The sequence below is a fragment of the Burkholderia cepacia genome (assembly GCF_029962485.1).
Taxonomy (GTDB): Bacteria; Pseudomonadota; Gammaproteobacteria; order Burkholderiales; family Burkholderiaceae; genus Burkholderia.
Window position 1 is genome coordinate 237,655 of record NZ_CP073638.1, and the last position, 16,549, is coordinate 254,203.

General features: G+C 68.2%; 15 protein-coding genes. 12 read left to right on the plus strand and 3 right to left on the minus strand.

All coding sequences use genetic code 11. The features are described 5' to 3' along the window. Nucleotides 1-100 precede the first annotated feature (100 nt). The 4 genes from KEC55_RS17570 (at nucleotide 101) to KEC55_RS17585 (ending at nucleotide 2,936) form a co-directional block, all read left to right on the plus strand. Nucleotides 101-847 carry a secretin and TonB N-terminal domain-containing protein gene (locus tag KEC55_RS17570; RefSeq protein WP_282509045.1) on the plus strand — a complete coding sequence of 249 codons (747 nt, stop codon included), beginning with the start codon at nucleotides 101-103 and terminating at the stop codon, nucleotides 845-847. 6 nt (nucleotides 848-853) lie between these two features. Next, nucleotides 854-1,402: an RNA polymerase sigma factor gene (locus KEC55_RS17575; RefSeq protein WP_176050153.1), complete on the plus strand. Its 549-nt coding sequence runs from the start codon at nucleotides 854-856 to the stop codon at nucleotides 1,400-1,402. A gap of 11 nt (nucleotides 1,403-1,413) precedes the next feature. Next, nucleotides 1,414-2,409, plus strand: a complete 996-nt coding sequence (locus KEC55_RS17580; RefSeq protein ID WP_282509046.1) for a FecR family protein — start codon at nucleotides 1,414-1,416, stop codon at nucleotides 2,407-2,409. Between the two features lie 266 nt (nucleotides 2,410-2,675). Next, on the plus strand, nucleotides 2,676-2,936 hold the full coding sequence (locus KEC55_RS17585; protein ID WP_282509047.1) for a FecR/PupR family sigma factor regulator: 261 nt from the start codon (nucleotides 2,676-2,678) through the stop codon (nucleotides 2,934-2,936). A 157-nt stretch (nucleotides 2,937-3,093) separates the two neighbouring features. On the opposite strand, the gene KEC55_RS17590 is transcribed toward KEC55_RS17585, so the two are convergent. Then, a complete protein-coding gene (locus tag KEC55_RS17590; protein WP_282509048.1) occupies nucleotides 3,094-3,906 on the minus strand; it encodes a hypothetical protein in 813 nt (270 codons plus the stop codon). Nucleotides 3,907-4,064: 158 nt separating this feature from the next. Here KEC55_RS17590 and KEC55_RS17595 point away from each other — a divergent pair, with 158 nt between their 5' ends. Beyond that, a complete protein-coding gene (locus KEC55_RS17595) occupies nucleotides 4,065-5,696 on the plus strand; it encodes a type II toxin-antitoxin system Phd/YefM family antitoxin (protein ID WP_282509049.1) in 1,632 nt (543 codons plus the stop codon). A gap of 66 nt (nucleotides 5,697-5,762) precedes the next feature. Here KEC55_RS17595 and gspK read toward each other — a convergent pair whose 3' ends face one another. Continuing rightward, nucleotides 5,763-6,758: a type II secretion system minor pseudopilin GspK gene (gspK, locus tag KEC55_RS17600; protein WP_282511498.1), complete on the minus strand. Its 996-nt coding sequence runs from the start codon at nucleotides 6,756-6,758 to the stop codon at nucleotides 5,763-5,765. A 32-nt stretch (nucleotides 6,759-6,790) separates the two neighbouring features. Then, complete coding sequence (locus tag KEC55_RS17605; protein WP_282509050.1) at nucleotides 6,791-7,354, minus strand: hypothetical protein; 564 nt, start codon at nucleotides 7,352-7,354, stop codon at nucleotides 6,791-6,793. Nucleotides 7,355-8,002: 648 nt separating this feature from the next. Here KEC55_RS17605 and KEC55_RS17610 point away from each other — a divergent pair. The 7 genes from KEC55_RS17610 to KEC55_RS17640 all read left to right on the plus strand — a co-directional run bounded on the left by KEC55_RS17610 (nucleotide 8,003) and on the right by KEC55_RS17640 (nucleotide 16,544). Beyond that, complete coding sequence (locus KEC55_RS17610; protein ID WP_282509051.1) at nucleotides 8,003-9,178, plus strand: TIGR03032 family protein; 1,176 nt, start codon at nucleotides 8,003-8,005, stop codon at nucleotides 9,176-9,178. Continuing rightward, nucleotides 9,175-9,822, plus strand: a complete 648-nt coding sequence (cysC, locus tag KEC55_RS17615) for an adenylyl-sulfate kinase (RefSeq protein WP_282509052.1) — start codon at nucleotides 9,175-9,177, stop codon at nucleotides 9,820-9,822. Before KEC55_RS17610 ends, cysC begins: the two co-directional genes overlap by 4 nt. Before the next feature lie 150 nt (nucleotides 9,823-9,972). Continuing rightward, nucleotides 9,973-11,625, plus strand: coding sequence for a ShlB/FhaC/HecB family hemolysin secretion/activation protein (locus KEC55_RS17620; protein WP_282509053.1), 1,653 nt, complete (start codon nucleotides 9,973-9,975; stop codon nucleotides 11,623-11,625). A 67-nt stretch (nucleotides 11,626-11,692) separates the two neighbouring features. Next, nucleotides 11,693-13,498 carry a DUF2341 domain-containing protein gene (locus tag KEC55_RS17625; RefSeq protein ID WP_282509054.1) on the plus strand — a complete coding sequence of 602 codons (1,806 nt, stop codon included), beginning with the start codon at nucleotides 11,693-11,695 and terminating at the stop codon, nucleotides 13,496-13,498. A gap of 28 nt (nucleotides 13,499-13,526) precedes the next feature. Further along, nucleotides 13,527-13,937 carry an ExbD/TolR family protein gene (locus tag KEC55_RS17630; protein WP_027780971.1) on the plus strand — a complete coding sequence of 137 codons (411 nt, stop codon included), beginning with the start codon at nucleotides 13,527-13,529 and terminating at the stop codon, nucleotides 13,935-13,937. 4 nt (nucleotides 13,938-13,941) lie between these two features. Continuing rightward, nucleotides 13,942-14,640 (plus strand): energy transducer TonB family protein, encoded by a 699-nt coding sequence (locus tag KEC55_RS17635; protein ID WP_282509057.1) that lies wholly within the window; start codon nucleotides 13,942-13,944, stop codon nucleotides 14,638-14,640. A 92-nt stretch (nucleotides 14,641-14,732) separates the two neighbouring features. Beyond that, nucleotides 14,733-16,544, plus strand: a complete 1,812-nt coding sequence (locus KEC55_RS17640; protein WP_282509059.1) for a putative porin — start codon at nucleotides 14,733-14,735, stop codon at nucleotides 16,542-16,544. Nucleotides 16,545-16,549 lie beyond the last annotated feature (5 nt).

Here is a 16,549-nt window from a genome sequence, read left to right on the forward strand (position 1 = left end):
CAGTGCCCGCTCACAATCTGTCGTTCGCTTGCGACGGAGCCGCTCACGGGGGCGCGCGCTTCGGCACGCAGCGTGCAACTCCACTTCCGTCCAGGGATTCATGACTCGTTCACGGGCGCCGACCGGTGTCCTGGCGCTCGTTGCGTGGCTCGCGTTCGTCGTGCTGTGCATGCACGGCGTGCACGCGCAGGAGACCGGTTCCATCGGCCGCCAGCCGGGCAGCGCGGTGCATTTCGATCTGCCCGCGCAGCCGCTCGCGAAGACCTTGCAGGACTTCGCGCGGCTCACCGAGCTGATCGTGCTGGCGCCCGCGCCGCTGCTCGACGGGCGCACGAGTGCGCCGGTGCAGGGCGACTTCGCACCGCGCGACGCGCTCGAGCGGATGCTGGCCGGAACGGGGTTGCGTGCGGAATTCTCGCGTCCGGACGAAGCGATCATCGTCGCGCAGCCGGCCGTCGAGACGCCGCCCGCGACGGCCGACACGCCGGCGGATGCGGCGTTGCCGATCGACGGGATCGGCGATTCAGGCGATCGGCGCGCGTTCGCGGGCCTGCTGCAGGCGCATCTGATCGATGCGCTGTGCGCGCAGCCGGCGGCCGTGCCGGGCAGCTATCGACTCGTCGCGCAGGTGCGCATCGACAACAGGGGGGCGGTGGTGGCGGTCAACATGGTGGCATCGAGCGGTTCGGCCGCCCGCGACGCGGCGGTGATGCGCGCGCTGCGCGCGCTGAAGCTGGACGATGGGCCGCCGGCGGACCTGCCGCAGCCGGTCACGATCCTGTTACGGCCGTCCGGCAACGGCGTGCATTTCCGTTGCCCGGCGCCGCCGCCGGCCGTGCGGGGCTAGTCCGCCATGTCCGACAGCAACCGCTCCGGGCTCCGCAATCTGCTGGCGACGCGCTACGCGTACCTGGTCAGGCGGCTCGAACGCGTGACGGGGTCGAAGGACGGCGCCGCCGATGCGCTGCACGAAACCTGGCTGCGCCTCGAGAACGCGAACGTTTCCACGCAGGTGACGAACGCGGACGCCTATATACTCGGGATGGCGAACAATGTCGCGATCGACCAGCATCGCCGCGAACGGCGGCATCTGCACGACGACGATGTCGAGACGCTGCTCGAGATGCCCGACGAAGTGGCCGATCCCGAGCGCATCGTCGCGGCGCGCCGCAAGGTCGAGACCCTGAAGGACGTGCTGCGCGGCCTGCCGCCGCGGCGCCGCGCGATCCTGCTGGCCGCCCGCGTGGACGGCCTGCTGAACCGCGAGATCGCCGAGCATTTCGGTATTTCGCTGCGGCTCGTCGAAAGCGAGCTGAGCGCGGCGATGAAGTACTGCCTGCAGCGCATGCAGGAAGATGGCGATCCGTACACGGGCACGCGAGGCGGCCCGCGCAAATTTTGAGCATCCGGACGATGACGAAAGCCCAGGCCCAACCTGCCCACGACGAACTCGACGAAGCGAGCGCGTGGCTGCTGCGTCTGCGCTCGGGAGACGCGAGCCAGGCCGAAGCCGATGCATTCGAGCGCTGGTGTGCCGATCGTCCGCAAGCCGCCGATCTGCTGCGCGACACCTGGAGCTCGCTGCGCACGGCGGCGACCGAGCTTGCGCACGAGGAGCGCGCGGCTGCTGCCTGGGCAAACGTTGCAAAGCGCGAGCGCACGATGCGCACCGGACGGCGCGCGTTCATCGGTTTCGCGGTCGCGGCCGGCGCGTCGTGGCTCGCGGTACGCCCGCCGATGCAGCTGTGGCCGTCGCTCGGTGATATCGCCGCCGATTACCATACGGGCACCGGCGAGCAGCGCAGTGTCGCGCTGTCGTCGCGCGTGACGGTGGAGTTGAATACGCAGACGCGTCTCGACGTGCTGCCCGCAAGCGATGCCGCACACGGCGTCGAAGTCGTCGCGGGGGAGGCCGAGATCGACGCGGTCGCACCTCCGGCCGGCCGCGCGACGCCGATCCAGCCCGTCACGGTGGTGGCGGGCGGCGGCCGTATGCAGGCGACCGTCGCGCGTTTCAACGTGCGGCGCACGGGCACGCAGGTCTGCGTGACCTGCCTGTCCGGCACGGTTGCGCTCCAGCATCCGCGCGGCGCGCGCACGCTGAACGCCGACGATCAGGTCGTCTACGACGACCGTGGCGTGCAGCCCGTGTCGCGGATCGATCCGGGCGCCGTCAGCGCGTGGCGGCGCGGCATGCTGGTGTTCAACGGCGTGCCGCTGTCGGACGTCGTCGACGAAATCAACCGCTACCGGCGCGGCAAGGTCATCCTGCGCAGCGCGTCGCTTGGCACGAACCGGATGCAGGCGCAGTTCCCGATCACGCGGCTCGACGACGTGATCGACATGGTCGGCCGCCTGTACGGCGCGCACATCACGCGCCTGCCCGGCAACATCGTGCTGCTGAGCTGACGCGGTTTCCCGCGTCTTCCGCTTTCTTTCCCCTCCTCTTGTCTCCGCCAGGCGGCGCGTTCGCCTGTTTCGGGGCTGCCCGCGCTGCGGGTTACGGCCCTTCGATACGACTTTATCCATGAGGGCCGGCAAACGTCGGGCCGTCTTCGATGACGGCCCGACGGGGCGTCGTCGGACCCGAGGCATGGGTGGCAAGCGCCCCGGCCGCGCAACGATGCGCGGTGCGGGGAAGGTGTGTCGAATGAGCTTCGGGCGGTGGCGTGATCATGAACGAATCGCAACGGGAGTCGGATCCCGGCGACGCGAATACGCGCGCCGATGAGATCCGCGAGGGCGCGGTGCGCTGGCTGCTGTGGCTGCGCGCCGGCGACACGACTGAACGGGAGCTCGACGCTTTCGGGCGCTGGCGCGCGCAGAGCGACGAGCATGCGCGCACGGTCCGCGAGCTGATCTGGATGTGGGCCGTGCTGGAGACGGTCGGCCGTCAGGAGCCCGGCGAGCCGGGCGGGTCGACGCGCACGCATTGACCCGGCGGCCGCCGACCGGCGCACGTGCGCCGCAAGAAAGTCTGCGGGTTAGGCGGGCCTGCTTCGACCTTGTATATGAGAGAGCGAGGGGGCCGTGCAGAGGGGCCGAGAGGCGGAGACCGGGACCGGGGGCCTGAAGGGGCCCCCGGATCACCGCTCACGCGCGGTGGCCGGTGTGTACACCGCTCCACGCGGCGTCGAGCGGATCGCCGGCATCGCGCAGCGGCTCGCGCAGAAAGGGAAAGCGTTCGACGAACGGTGCGGATTCTTGCAGGGCCACGATATGGTTGATCATCCATTGCAGCAGTTCGCCGCCGTGCCGGACCTGTTCCGGGCGCCAGTCCGGCATCGTCGAGAAGAGCGCGGAGAAGCCGCTCCAGCGCGACGGCCGGTCGTTGTCGCCGGGACGAAAATAGGTGTTCATCGCGACGTCGTCCCCGTCGGTCAGCGTGCCGACGAACAGCCCGTGCGGCGTCGGCACGCCGATCTGCTGCCAGCCTTCCGCAAGCGCGAGCGAACGCATCACGCGCGCCGCGACGAACGCGATGCGCGTCTCGTGCTCGATTTCCGCCAGCGTCATCACGCCGTTGCGCTGCATGCAGCGCGCGACCGCGTGCGGCCGGATCACGTTCGACGCAAAGCTGCGCAGCACGAGTTCGGGCACCGTCAACTGAAGCTGGAATTCGCGCAGGCCGTGCTCGGCGCTCATCGTCGAGAAGTTGACGAACAGCCCTTCGGCGCGACCGAGCGCGCCGACGTACGGCTCGAGCCCGAGGCGCGCGAGTTTCGGCGCGATCTGGCGTTCGAGCAGCCGCAGCAGGTTGCGGCGGTTGCGCACGCCCTTGAAATCGTCGATGCCACGCGTGACGACGTCGCTGATTTCCCAGCGGCGCTCGTCGGCGACGAGCCGCGGGGAGCCGCTCAGGTCGAACCGGGCGCGGCCGTGCGCCACGCGGGGATCTACGTACATGCCGGTGCCTCGTGCATCGATTGCGGGCGGACCGCCGCGACGGCGCGTCGTCGCGCGGATCGGGTCGCCCACGATGCTGCGGTGTCGCCGGCGCTCCGTCAAGTGCGGACGCCGTTGCGACGGCACGTGCGATCAACCAGACTGTGTGGAGTATGCCGATGATGCGCACGATCGTGGAACGCTTTGTCGAGCAGAGCCCGATGACGATCATGGCGCGGCTCGTGCTGCAATGCGCGCTGCACGACGACTGGATCGGCGCCGAGGCGGATGCCGGCGACGAACCCGATGGCGAGTCGATCCGCGAGGCGTTGTTTGCCGTCGCCGTCGACGCGATCGCGGCGATTGCCGCGTGGCAACGGATGCCGGATGCCGCGGCGGCCGCCGCGCCGGGGTTGGGCGCGGCCGTCACGGCGCTGCACGATTGCATGAGCCGATGGCGCTCCGGCTGGGGGCGTGCGCTGGCCAGGGACAGCGTCGAGCTGCTGTCGCCGGTTGCGTCGGTGCGCAGCGTCGACGGGGCGCGTGCGGTCGACGGGATGCGGCTGCGCGTGCTGGACGGGTTCGGCGAGGCTTGCGCACCGCGGGCCAACGGTTGCGACTGCGGGCGCGCGTGCGACGATCCCGCGCGCGATGCGGCGGCGGGCGGTGCGCGCGTCCTGCCGGTCTACGATCCGGATCTCGGCATGATCGTCGACCTGCTGCCTTGCGAGCGCGGGCGGTTGCACGAGCGTGCATTCGTCGGCGCGCTGCTCGAAACGGTTCGGCCCGGTGAGCTGTGGATCATCGACGGTCGTTTCGACACGGACGGGATCCTGTCCGGCTGGCCGCGTCGCGGCGGCGCGTTCGTGCTGCGCGAATACGGCCGCTCGCCCGCGCGCCGGCCGCTTGGCGACTGGGAGGAAGCCGGCGTGTACGGCGACGGTCGCATTCGCGAACAATCCGTCGGGATGGCCGGCGAAGGCGGTGCGTCGGGCGCGTTCCGGCGGATCGAATGGCACCGCGCGGAGGCGTCCGGCGACGTCGTCACGCTGCTGACCGATCTGCCGGCCGAGCGGTTTGACGCGCCGCAAGTCGTGGCGCTGTCGTACCGGCGCTGGCGCGACGCGTTGCCGCTATCGCTCGAGCCCGTCACGAGCGGCGCACCGTTCGGCGCCGTGCCCACGCGTGCGGCGCTGCTGGCGAGCGGGATCATGGCGTTCGCATACAACGCGTTCAGCGTGATGACGCGCGTCGTCGGCGGCGCGCTCGATCTCGACGCGCGCGACGTCGAACGCCTGCCGTCGTTGATCGCCGACGGCGTGACGGCGACCTACATGGGCATGATGATCGCGCTGCCGCCGGACTGGTGGGCGCGTTACGACCAGTTGCCGGCGACGACGCTGGGGCAGATCGTGCACATGCTCGCCGTGCACGTCGACCCGCGCAGCGAGCGGCGCCGGCGCCGGGACAACCGGCTGTCCGCGAAGTCGCAGGCGTTGCTGCGCGCGGCGACGCTCGAGCGCCTGATGCACGACGACGGCGACGATCCGGCCGCGAACGTATTCAGCCTGCGCACGATCGCGATGGCGACGCGCGACTTCAGCAGCAATCCGTCGAAGGCGCTGCGGCACGCGGGCGAGGCGCTCGTGATGGTCACCAAGTACAACCGGCCGATCGCACTGCTGGTGTCGATCGACGACTGGAACCGCCTGCTCGGCGAAGTGCGCGAGACGAGCTTCACGCGGCTGTCGTTCGATGCGGCGGCGCAGGGCCTGCGCCCGGTGACGTTGAGCGAATCGTCGCTGAATTAGCGGGTGCCGGTTGCACGTTGCCGGCCCCGCTCGCAGTTCATCGCGCCGGCACGTGCGCACCCGCCTTCAACTCGTCAGCCGCCGCACCCAGATGACCGACGTCCACGCGAAATTGCCGCTGCCGTAGCGGGCGATCAGCGTGTCGATGCGCGTGTTGATCCGCGCCGAATGCACGCGGCAGTGCACGATGAAATAACCGCTGTTCACGCCGACGGCCGAGCCGTCCGGCAGCGTCGGGCTGCCGCCCTGCGCGGGCAACAGGTATTCGGCGATGTCGCCGGTGCTGACGAAGTAGGCGGTCGCGCGCCGGTCGACGAGCCGCTTGGCCTGGCTCGCCGACAGCGTCGGAATCGCCGCGACGAGCACGGGCTCGGCCGCGGTGTTCGCGTTGACGACGGTCAGGTCGGGCAGGATCGTCACGAACGGCGCGAGCGTTTCGATCGCATGCGCGTCGTAGCCGGGAATGCGCGCGAGATCGTCGACCGACACGAGCTGCAGCGGCCAGCCGCCCGGGCCATTCGCGTCGCGCAGCGAGCGCAGCATGTAGTCGGCCGTCGGTTGCGCGAGCGCGGGATCGAGCGACAGCTGGACGAGCAGGCGCCGGTACGCCAGCACGCCTTCGCCGCTGGACTGCCACGGTTTGCCGGGCGCGACGCGCGACACGAGGTTCATCAGGTTGAAGCGCGCCTGCGCGTCCTCGACGCTGCCCGAGATCCACGCGCGCGACAGCTCGGCGTTGACTGACAGCGCGTCGGACGGCAGCAGATCCGCGAGTTGCACGTCGGCGACCGGAGCCGACCACGGCTGGCCGGCGAATGTGACGTTCGACGTCGCGCTTTGCGCGCGCAGCGTCGCGCGTGCCCACTCGACCGCGGCGCGCTCGATCCACATCGTCTGCGTCGCGAGCCGCTGGTTCTCGACGTCGCGCGTCGCGACCTGCTGGCGCCACAGCACGCTGGCCGCGAGCGTGGCCGCCAGCGCGACGACGAGCAGCACCGTGACGATCGCGATGCCGCGCTCGCGTCGTGCGCGCGCCGTCCTTCCTGTCCTGTATCGATGCATCCGCATGCCCCCGCAGTGTCGACGTGGCGCGCTCACACGTCGAACGCCAGCCACGCATGCGCGATGCTCGCATGCGCAGATGACGTGACGCCGAACAGTGCGGCGAGCCCCGCAACCCAGCACGCGAGCGTCGCGGGACGCATGCCGTCGGCCGCAAGCGGGCCGACGAGGCCGGCGATCGCATGCGAGCGCCACAGCAGCAGCACGAACAGCGTGCAGCCGACGATCATCGCGATCGCGAACATGTGCGCTGCAACCGCGGGGCGCCGTGTGAACGGCGCGCGGTGATGCCGCTGGTTCGTCGCGACGATCGCGACCCCGTTTGCGACGGGCACGATCGTCATCGCGAGCGCCCAGAACAGCGGCTGGTCGCTCGACGGATTGATCAGCAGCAGCGTACCGATCATCCAGATCGGCGGCGCGAGCAGCGTGAGCACGGACCACGACAGCAACTGCCACGCGAGCCACGGCGTGCGCCAGCGCAGCGGCGGATTCGACGCGGCATGAGCGGCGCGTGGCCGCAACAGGCCCGGCATTCCGGCGGCGCCGGACAACCGTCCGGCGAGCCATCGTACGAGCATCGTGGCGAATGACATGAAGTGTCCTGTCGTTGACGTGTTCTGTTCTCAATAGCTAAGACGAAGCGGGCGACCGCAAGCCGCAGGATTTCGTACGTGCTGGCGGTGGGCCGTGCCGCGCGCCGCGATGCCGCGGTGCGGCGTAAACGGTCCCGACGAGCGCGCGCTGAGTTTCGCGAGCGTTTCGTGAATATCTTCAGCGGAATGTCACAAAAACTTCCCGGTTGAAACCCGAGGATTGTCGGGCCGCACGCTGGCCGGTCGCGTTTTCGCGCACGGTCCGCCGGACGGCGACACGTTTGCCGGTGGTCCGTGCGCAACGGCGGGCCGCTGAAGTGCCGTACGTCGGCCAGGCAACGACACGTACACGAAACGGGGGCCACGCAAGGTCATGCGCCGCGTCTCGCGAGTCTTGCGCGAGGGGCGGTTGCGCGTGCATTGCCGGCCGTTCGCGTCGACCGTTTGCCCGTGCCGGCGGATCGATCGACGTCACGCAAAAAACATTGCGGCAATCCGCGCTTCGTTCCGTCTAGGTAGGTGGGAGCTGCGACTTGGTGCGCCGTGCGCGGCCCCGTTCGCGACCGACGCGCGTGCGTCGGGCCGGCGGGCGGGAGTACGCAAACGCGCGCATTTTTTCTCATCAGGCGGCGAGAAGCCGACAGGTGCATGACAGTGGAACAGTTCGAGGAAACCCGGCCGGCGGGTGACAGCGGTGTGCCGACGGACGACGCATCGGCGCGGCAGGCGGAAGCGCTTTCGCCGGTCATCAACCTGCGCGACACCGGGCGCTTCCTGCAGGTGCTCGAGGCGCTCAAGTGCTCGCTGGCCGTGAGCCGCCGCCCGTCCGGCGTGGCCGTGATCGGCGTGGACGACGGCGTGCCCACGCTGTCCGCGTGCCTGTTGCCGCGCTCGATGGGGATGGCTGTGTCGGGCAACCGGCTCGCGGTCGCGACGATGCACGAGCTGATGGTGTTCGCCAACGTGTCGACGCTCGCGCCGCACTATCCGGCCCGGCCGGATCACTACGACGCGATGTTCGTGCCGCGCATGTCCTACTACACCGGCGATCTCGACCTGCACGACATGGCGTTCGACAAGCACGTGCTGCTCGCGGTCAACACGCGCTATTCGTGCATCAGCGTCATCGACGGCTATTTCAATTTCACGCCGATCTGGCAGCCGCCGTTCGTGACGGAGACCGCGCCGGATGATCGCTGCCACCTGAACGGCATGGCGTTCGCCGACGGCAAGGTGCGGTTCGCGACAGCGCTCGGCATGAGCAACGAGCCGTTCGGCTGGCGGAGCGGGATGGCCAGCAACGGCATCGTGATGGAGGTGCCGTCCGGCCGGATCGTCGTGTCGGGGCTGTCGATGCCGCATTCGCCGCGCGTGATCGGCGGGCGCTTGCATGTGCTCGAAGGCGGCCGCGGCCACGTGCTGCAGATCGATCCGCAATCTGGCGCGCGGCGCGTGCTCGCGAAGCTGCCGGGCTTTACCCACGGCCTCGCCGAGTACGGTGGCGTGCTGTTCGTCGGGCTGTCGAAGCTGCGCGACAAACGCGGTCCGCAGGGGTTGCCGATCGAAAGCGAATCGGATGTGCTGGTTGCGGGGGTGGCCGCGCTCGACGCGAACACCGGCGACGTGCTCGGCATCCTGCAGTTCTTCAACGGCGTCGACGAGATCTTCGACGTGCAGGTGATCCCGAACGTGCGGCGTGCCGAAATCCTGAGCCCGCATCAATGGGCAGAGACGCCTTCGATCGTGACGATGCAGGGCGGCTTCTGGCAGACGCGTCCGCGTGAGGACGACGAACCGGCCAAGGCGGGGGAGCGCGCGCGATGAAGATCGATCGTTGCGGGTTTCCGAACGTCGTTTCGTCCTTATCGGTAGACGTGGCTCGCGCAGCGCGAAGTGCGTCGCCGCAGCGGGCCGGCGGGGTGTTGTGGCTCACGGGGTTGTCGGGCGCGGGCAAGACGACGCTGGCCGACGCGGTGGCGGAGCGACTGCGCGACCGGCGCGTGCATCCGGTGGTGCTCGACGGCGACCGGTTGCGGACGGGGCTGAATCGGGATCTCGGTTTTACGGTGCAGGATCGCTTCGAGAACGTGCGACGCATCGCCGAAGTCGCGGCGCTGACGAGCGAATCCGGTGCGCTGGCGATCGTCGCGGTCATTTCGCCGCTCGCGGCGATGCGCGATGCGGCGAGAGCGATCGTGGGGCCGGCATTCCGCGAAGTGTATGTGAGCACGCCGCTGGCCTGCTGCGAGGCGCGCGATCCGAAAGGGCTGTATGCGAAGGCGCGGCGCGGTGCGCTGCCGGAATTCACGGGCGTTTCGGCGCCGTACGAACCGCCGGTGGAAGCCGATCTCACGATCGATACCGGCCGCGAATCACTCGGGGCGTGCGTCGATACGCTGTTGCAATTCGCAACGATGCAGTTCGGTTTTCAAGCCGATGTGCAGGCGGCAATGACGCGCCGCGGCTGAGTCTGGATCGACGGCATAAAAAGCATTGTGCAGTTCATGATAAGGATGACGAATCAATCGTCATAAAAGTGAAACAGGCAACTGATAGCGGAGCGGGCGGCTGATGCAGTGCGCAACGCTTCGATCCGGAACAACAAAGGGGAATGGCGCATGCCGCCGAGAGTAGACCGCAAGTCACGCGAACGATGGCGGCTGAATTGCCGATGCCTGGCTGGCGCCGTGCTGGCCGGAGGGTTGAGCGTCGCGCCGGGCATTCATGCGCAGGAGGCCGCGCCGGCCGCGAAGGCGGCACCGGCCGCACCGCAGTCGTTCGACGTGAATGCCTTCGTGGTGCGCGGCAACACGACGTTGCCGGCACTCGAGATCGAGAAGGCCGTGTATCCGTTCGAAGGGCCCGGCCGCACGCTCGCCGACGTGAACGCGGCGCGCGATGCGTTGCAGAAAGCGTACCAGGATCGCGGCTATCAGTCGGTCGTTGTCGAGCTGCCGCAGCAGCAGGTGAAGAACGGCGTGATCCTGCTGATGGTGACCGAGGCGAAGGTCGGGCGCCTGCGCGTGGACGGCGCGAAATACAACTCGCCGCAGAACATCCGCGATGCGGTGCCGGCGCTCGCCGAAGGCCAGGTGCCCGATTTCAACCAGGCGCAACAGCAGCTCACCGACCTGAACCGCTCGGCCGACCGGCAGGTGATTCCGGTGCTGAAACCGGGCGCGCTGCCGCAGACGGTCGACGTCGACCTGAAGGTCGACGATCACAGCCCGCTGCACGGCTCGCTCGAACTGAACAACGACAACAGCCCCGGCACGTCGACGCTGCGCACGACCGCGAGCCTCAGCTATTCGAATCTCTGGCAACTCGGCCACGTGATTTCCGGCACCTACGTGATCGCGCCGCAGCATCCGAACGATGCGCGCGTCTACGCGTTCTCGTATCTCGCGCCGATCAAGGATTCGCGCTGGAGCTTCCTCGCGACGGTCGTGCATTCGGACAGCAACGTCGCGTCGGTCGGCAACACCAACGTGCTCGGCAAGGGCACCACGTACGGCTTCACCGCGATCTATTCGCTGCCGGCATCGGAGACCTACGCGCATTCGGTCAGCATCGAGATCGACCGCAAGCATTACGACGAAGACGTGTCGCTGCCGGGCCAGGGCGGCTCGACGGCGCCGCTCACCTACGTGCCGGTCACGCTGTCGTACAACGGCCAGTTGAGCCTGAAGAATTCGCAGACCTCGTTCTCCGCGTCGTTGACGACGAACATCCGCGGCCTCGGCAGCGACTGGGGCGCATGGGACAACAAGCGCTACAACGCGACGCCCGATTTCGTGTACGGCAAGTTCGACGTGAACCACACGCAGCGCTTCGCGAACGACATGCAGGCCAATGCGCACGTGAACGCGCAGATCTCGAACTCGCCGCTCGTGTCGAGCGAGCAGTTCGCCGCGGGCGGGATGAACAGCGTGCGCGGCTACATGCAGGCCGAGAACACGGCCGACAGCGGCGTGATCGCATCGCTCGAGCTGCGCAGCCCGTCGCTCGCGAAGTGGCTGGGCGGTGCGGTCGGCAGCCGCCTGAACGAATGGCGCTTCCACGCATTTTTCGACGCGGCGCACCTGTGGCTGTTGAGCCCGCTGCCGGAGCAGACGTCGCGCTTCAACCTGATGAGCGTCGGCGTCGGCACGCGGTTGCAGATCATGAAATACGCGAGCGCGGATTTCGAGGCCGGCTGGCCGTTGAAGGCGGGGGTCTATACGCGGCAATACAGCCCACGGTTCGATTTCTACGTGAGGCTGGGGTTCTGACGGATTTTTTTTGATCGTGGCGGGGCGATGCGACGAGCGCGGCGCCCGCACATTCGGGGAGTGGATCGTGAAGCGAGTCTTGTTTTTCCTGTTGGCGGTGATGCTTGGCGTGCTGCCCGGCATCGCGAACGCATGGTGGCAGAACGACTGGTCGTACCGGAAGGCGATCACGATCGACGCGAGCCCGAAAGGCGCGAACCTCGCGGAGTCGGCCGGCCGCGTGCCGCTGCTGATCCGCCTGCATTCGGGCAACTTCCAGTTCGACGGGCTGGCCGACAACGGCGCGGACATCCGATTCGTCGCCGCCGACGACAAGACGCCGCTGAATTTCCACGTCGAGCAATACGATCCCGTGCTCGGCGTCGCCCTGATCTGGGTCGACGTGCCGAAGATGCCGGCCGGCGCCGCGGAGTCGATCTGGATGTACTACGGCAACAAGAAGGCGCCGGACGGCGGCCGGCCGGCCGAAACGTTCGATGCCGACTACACGCTCGTCTACCACTTCAACGGCGCGGCCGGCGCACCGCCGAAGGATGCGACCGCGTACGGCAACAACGCGCAGAACGCGTCGTTCCGCACGGTCGAGGACGGCATCGTCGGCAAGGGCGCGCGGTTCGACGGCACGGGCTCGCTGACGTTGCCGGCAAGCGCATCGTTGAATGTGCCGGCCGGCGGCAGCTTCACGTTCAGCGCATGGGTGAAGCCGTCGGCGCTGGCGGCGAACACGCTGCTGTACAGCCGCCGCGATGGCGCGAATGCACTGCTGATCGGCCTCGACAACGGCGTGCCGTTCGCGGAAGTCCAGGGCGCAGCCGGCAATCCGGCGCCGGTGCGCACGCCGGCCGCCCCGCCGGTCGCCGCGAACCAGTGGACCTACCTCGCCGTCACCGCCGATGGCAAGAACCTGACCGTCTACGTGAACGGCAAGCAGGCCGCGCAGGTCGCGGCGACGCTGCCCGCGCTGAACGGCGCGGCGACGATTGGCGCGGACGCCAGCGGCGCGCCGGCCGGGTTTGCCGCGTATGCGGGCGCGCTCGATGAACTGCGCCTGTCGAAGATCGCACGCTCGCCGGCCGCGATCGCCGTCGATGCGCTTGCGCAGGGTTCGGAATCGAAGCTCGTCGCGTACGGCGCCGACGAGAAGCAGTCGGGCTTCGGCTTCGGCTACTTCGGCGTGATCGTGCAGTCGGTGACCGTCGACGCGTGGGTCGTGATCGCGATCCTGCTCGGCATGGCGCTCGTGTCGTGGATCGTGATGTGGACCAAGGCGCGCTACGTCGGCACCGTCGACAAGGCCAACCAGTATTTCGTGCAGCGCTTTCGCGAAGTGGCCGGGCGCCACCTGGTCGGTCTCGCGCATGTCGACGAAGCGAGCGCCGACGGCCGCCGGCTGTACCAGTCGTCGCTGTACCGGCTGTACAAGGCCGGCGTGCATGAAATCCACAGCCGCGTGGACGGCAACGGCCGCACGGTGATCACGTCCGAATCGATCGAGGCGATCCGTGCGTCGATGGACGCGACGCTCGTGCGCGAGAACCAGCGGCTGTCGAAATCGATGGTGCTGCTGACGATCGCGATCTCGGGCGGCCCGTTCCTCGGCCTGCTCGGCACGGTGGTCGGCGTGATGATCACGTTCGCGGCGATCGCGGCGGCCGGCGACGTGAACGTCAACGCGATCGCGCCGGGGATCGCGGCCGCGCTGCTCGCGACGGTGACGGGCCTGTTCGTCGCGATTCCCGCGCTGTTTGGCTACAACTACCTGCTGATCCGCAACAAGAACGTGACCGCGAACATGCAGGTGTTCGTCGACGAATTCGTCACGCGTCTCGCCGAAGCGCATCGCGCGCCCGATCACGCGGTGCTGGCCGACTGACCGCATCGAACGCACGCAGGAGACCACCATGCAGGTTCAGGACGACGACAAGCCGTACGACGACATCAACATCACGCCGATGCTCGACCTCGCGTACGTGCTGCTGATCATCTTCATCATCATGACGACCGCGTCGGTGCAGGGCATCAAGGTCGACCTGCCGAAGGCAAGCTCGTCCGCGAGTCTCGCGAAGCCGAAGACGAAGGCGATCACGGTCGCCGATTCGGGGCAGGTGTTCCTTGACGCGTACCCGGTGACGATGGACGAACTCGAAAGCCGGCTGCGCACCGAGAAGGCGACCAATCCGGAATTCCCGATCGTGCTGAAGGGCGATGCGGCCGTGCAGTACCAGAAAGTCATGGACGTGCTCGACCTGCTGCGCCGCCTCGACCTGTCGCAGGTCGGGCTCGTGACCGGCAAGGCGAAGCAGGGCGGCTGACGCGATGGAAATGACCTATAACGGCGGCCCGCCGCAGAAAGGCCCCGGCCGCTTCGTGAAGCCGGTGGCGATCGCGCTCGTGCTCGCGGGGCTGGCCGCGCTGATCTGGCATTTCGCGGGCGATACCGCGGGCGTGAAGCGCGTGAGCGCGCCGCAGGTGACGACGGTGATCCCGTTGCCGCCGCCCCCGCCGCCGCCGAAACAGAAGCCGCCGCCCGAGAAGGTGAAGGAAGAGGTCAAGACGCCGGTCGACCGGCCGACGATCGCGCCGAAGCCGTCCGAGGCGCCGAAGCCGTCGGACAACCAGCCGAAGCAGATGACGATGAATGCCGATGCGCAGGCCGGCACCGACAGCTTCGGCATCGGCGCGGGCGACGGCTCGGGAATGATCGGCAGCGGCGGGGGCGGCAAGTTCGGCAATGCGAGCTACGCGCAATACATGGTGTACGTGCTGCAACGCGCGATCGAGCAGGACAAGGGCGTGCAGGAGGCGGGCGGCGCGCGTTTCGCTGGCAGCCTGAACCTGTGGATGGATGCGTCGGGGCGGATCACGAAGGTGACGATCGCGCAGTCGACCGGCGACGCGAAGATCGACACGGCTGTCGTCGCGGCAGTGGAAGCGCTCGGCAGGGTCGATGAAGTCCCGCCGCCGGCGACGTCGTATCCGGTGCTCGTCAAGCTCCAGGGCCGCAAGCCGGCATGACGATGCGCGAGAGAGACCACGAAAGAATCATGGGGCAGCGCCGTTGCACGGATGCTGCCGGAAAAGAAACGAAAATTGTTCGGAGTGCTTCGATGATTCGGAAGATGAACGGACGGGGTGGGGTGCCCCGCAATGGCGTGCTGCCCGCGCGCCTGTCGCGTGTCGGCGCGGCGGTGCTGACACTCGGGCTGACGTGCGCGTCTGCCGCGCACGGGCAATCGCTCGAGGCGCAGGCGGCATCGGGGAAGGCCGCGCCGACGGAAAGCGTGGTGATCAACCTGATCAACCTGCTCGTGAAACGCGGCGTGCTCACGCAGCAGAACGCGAACGAGCTGATCAGCGAGGCGCGCACGGAAGCCGTGCAGGCGCGGTCGGCGCGCGCATCGGGCGCACCGGTCGTGGCGGGCGGCGTGGTCAACCCACCGACGCAGCCGGGCGACGTTGCGGTGCCGTACGTGCCGCAGCTCGTGCGCGACCAGATCCGCGACCAGGTGAAGCAGGAAGTGATCGCGCAGGCGAAGGCCGAGAACTGGGCGCAGCCGAACACGTTCCCCGACTGGGTGTCGCGCATCAAGCTCGACGGCGACATGCGCGTGCGCGACGAATATCATTTCTACGGCAGTCGCAACGCGAACAACGTCACGAACTTCGCGGCGATCAACCAGGGCGGCGGGTTCGACATCAATTCGAACACCAACACGACACAGCTGCCGACGCAGAACACCACGCAGAACCGCAACAACCTGCTGCGCTACCGTGCGCGGCTCGGCGTGACGGCGACGCTGTCCGACGACATGATCGCCGGCCTCCAGCTCGCGAGCGGCAACGACAATGGCCCCGTTTCCACGACGGGAACGGCCGGGGGGGGCTGGGGGAAGAAGAACATCTGGCTGAACAAGGCGTTCTTCGCGTACCGGCCGACATCGTGGCTGAATCTGACGGCCGGCCGTTTCGACAATCCGTTCTTCAAGTCGGATCTCGTGTTCTCCGACGACCTGATGATGGACGGGTTGGCCGCGAACCTGCGCCATGCGCTGCCGTGGAATCCGGACGTCACGCTGTTCGGCACGCTCGGCGTGTTCCCGATCCAGTACACGAGCGAGAACTTCCCGTCGAACAGCACCGAAAAGGCTGGCAGCGACACGAAGTGGATGTTCGGCGCCCAGTTCGGCGCGGACTGGAAGATCGATGCGAAGAACCGGCTGCGCGGTGCGGTCGCGTACTACGACTTCCAGAACATGCGCGGCACGCTGTCGTCGCCATGCGCGCTGTATCTCGGCGCGACGAGCTGCAGCACCGACAACGAGGCGCCCACGTTCATGCAGGGTGGCAACACGCTGATCGCGTTGCGCAACATCGTGCAGAACCCGAACCTCGCGCCGGGGATGACGCCGCAGCCGCAGCTCTTCGGGCTCGCGTACAACTACCGGCTGCTCGACCTGAAGGCGCAGTGGGAGACGGTCGTGGCCGACCGCTTCAAGCTGCGCCTCGACGGCGAATACGTGCGCAACCTCGCGTACAACGACAACAAGGCGTTCGCGGCGGCGTCGCTGCCGGTCAACAACTACGAATCGACGTCGGTGAACGCGACGCGTGCCGACTACCGCAGCGGCCCGAACGGCTTCCTCGCGAAGGCGACGATCGGCGAGCCGGAGCCGCGCGAGAAGGGCCAGTGGAATTTCTCGATCGCCTACAAGTACCTGCAGCCGGACGCGGTGCTCGACGCGTTCAACGATCCCGACTTCCATCTCGGCGGCACCAATGCGCGCGGCTACGTGATCGGCGCCGCGTATGCGGTCGCGCGCGACACGTGGGTGTCGGCCCGCTACCTGAGCTCGAAGGAAGTGTACGGGCCGCCGGTGTCGATCGACGTGCTGCAGATCGAGCTCAATGCTCGCTTCTGACCGGA

Coding starts and splice junctions, on each gene's coding strand:
- KEC55_RS17570 (WP_282509045.1), top strand. CDS start 101: ATGACTCGTTCACGGGCGCCGACCGGTGTCCTGGCGCTCGTTGCGTGG.
- KEC55_RS17575 (WP_176050153.1), top strand. CDS start 854: ATGTCCGACAGCAACCGCTCCGGGCTCCGCAATCTGCTGGCGACGCGC.
- KEC55_RS17580 (WP_282509046.1), top strand. CDS start 1,414: ATGACGAAAGCCCAGGCCCAACCTGCCCACGACGAACTCGACGAAGCG.
- KEC55_RS17585 (WP_282509047.1), top strand. CDS start 2,676: ATGAACGAATCGCAACGGGAGTCGGATCCCGGCGACGCGAATACGCGC.
- KEC55_RS17590 (WP_282509048.1), bottom strand. CDS start 3,906: ATGTACGTAGATCCCCGCGTGGCGCACGGCCGCGCCCGGTTCGACCTG.
- KEC55_RS17595 (WP_282509049.1), top strand. CDS start 4,065: ATGATGCGCACGATCGTGGAACGCTTTGTCGAGCAGAGCCCGATGACG.
- gspK (WP_282511498.1), bottom strand. CDS start 6,758: ATGCATCGATACAGGACAGGAAGGACGGCGCGCGCACGACGCGAGCGC.
- KEC55_RS17605 (WP_282509050.1), bottom strand. CDS start 7,354: ATGTCATTCGCCACGATGCTCGTACGATGGCTCGCCGGACGGTTGTCC.
- KEC55_RS17610 (WP_282509051.1), top strand. CDS start 8,003: ATGACAGTGGAACAGTTCGAGGAAACCCGGCCGGCGGGTGACAGCGGT.
- cysC (WP_282509052.1), top strand. CDS start 9,175: ATGAAGATCGATCGTTGCGGGTTTCCGAACGTCGTTTCGTCCTTATCG.
- KEC55_RS17620 (WP_282509053.1), top strand. CDS start 9,973: ATGCCGCCGAGAGTAGACCGCAAGTCACGCGAACGATGGCGGCTGAAT.
- KEC55_RS17630 (WP_027780971.1), top strand. CDS start 13,527: ATGCAGGTTCAGGACGACGACAAGCCGTACGACGACATCAACATCACG.
- KEC55_RS17635 (WP_282509057.1), top strand. CDS start 13,942: ATGGAAATGACCTATAACGGCGGCCCGCCGCAGAAAGGCCCCGGCCGC.
- KEC55_RS17640 (WP_282509059.1), top strand. CDS start 14,733: ATGATTCGGAAGATGAACGGACGGGGTGGGGTGCCCCGCAATGGCGTG.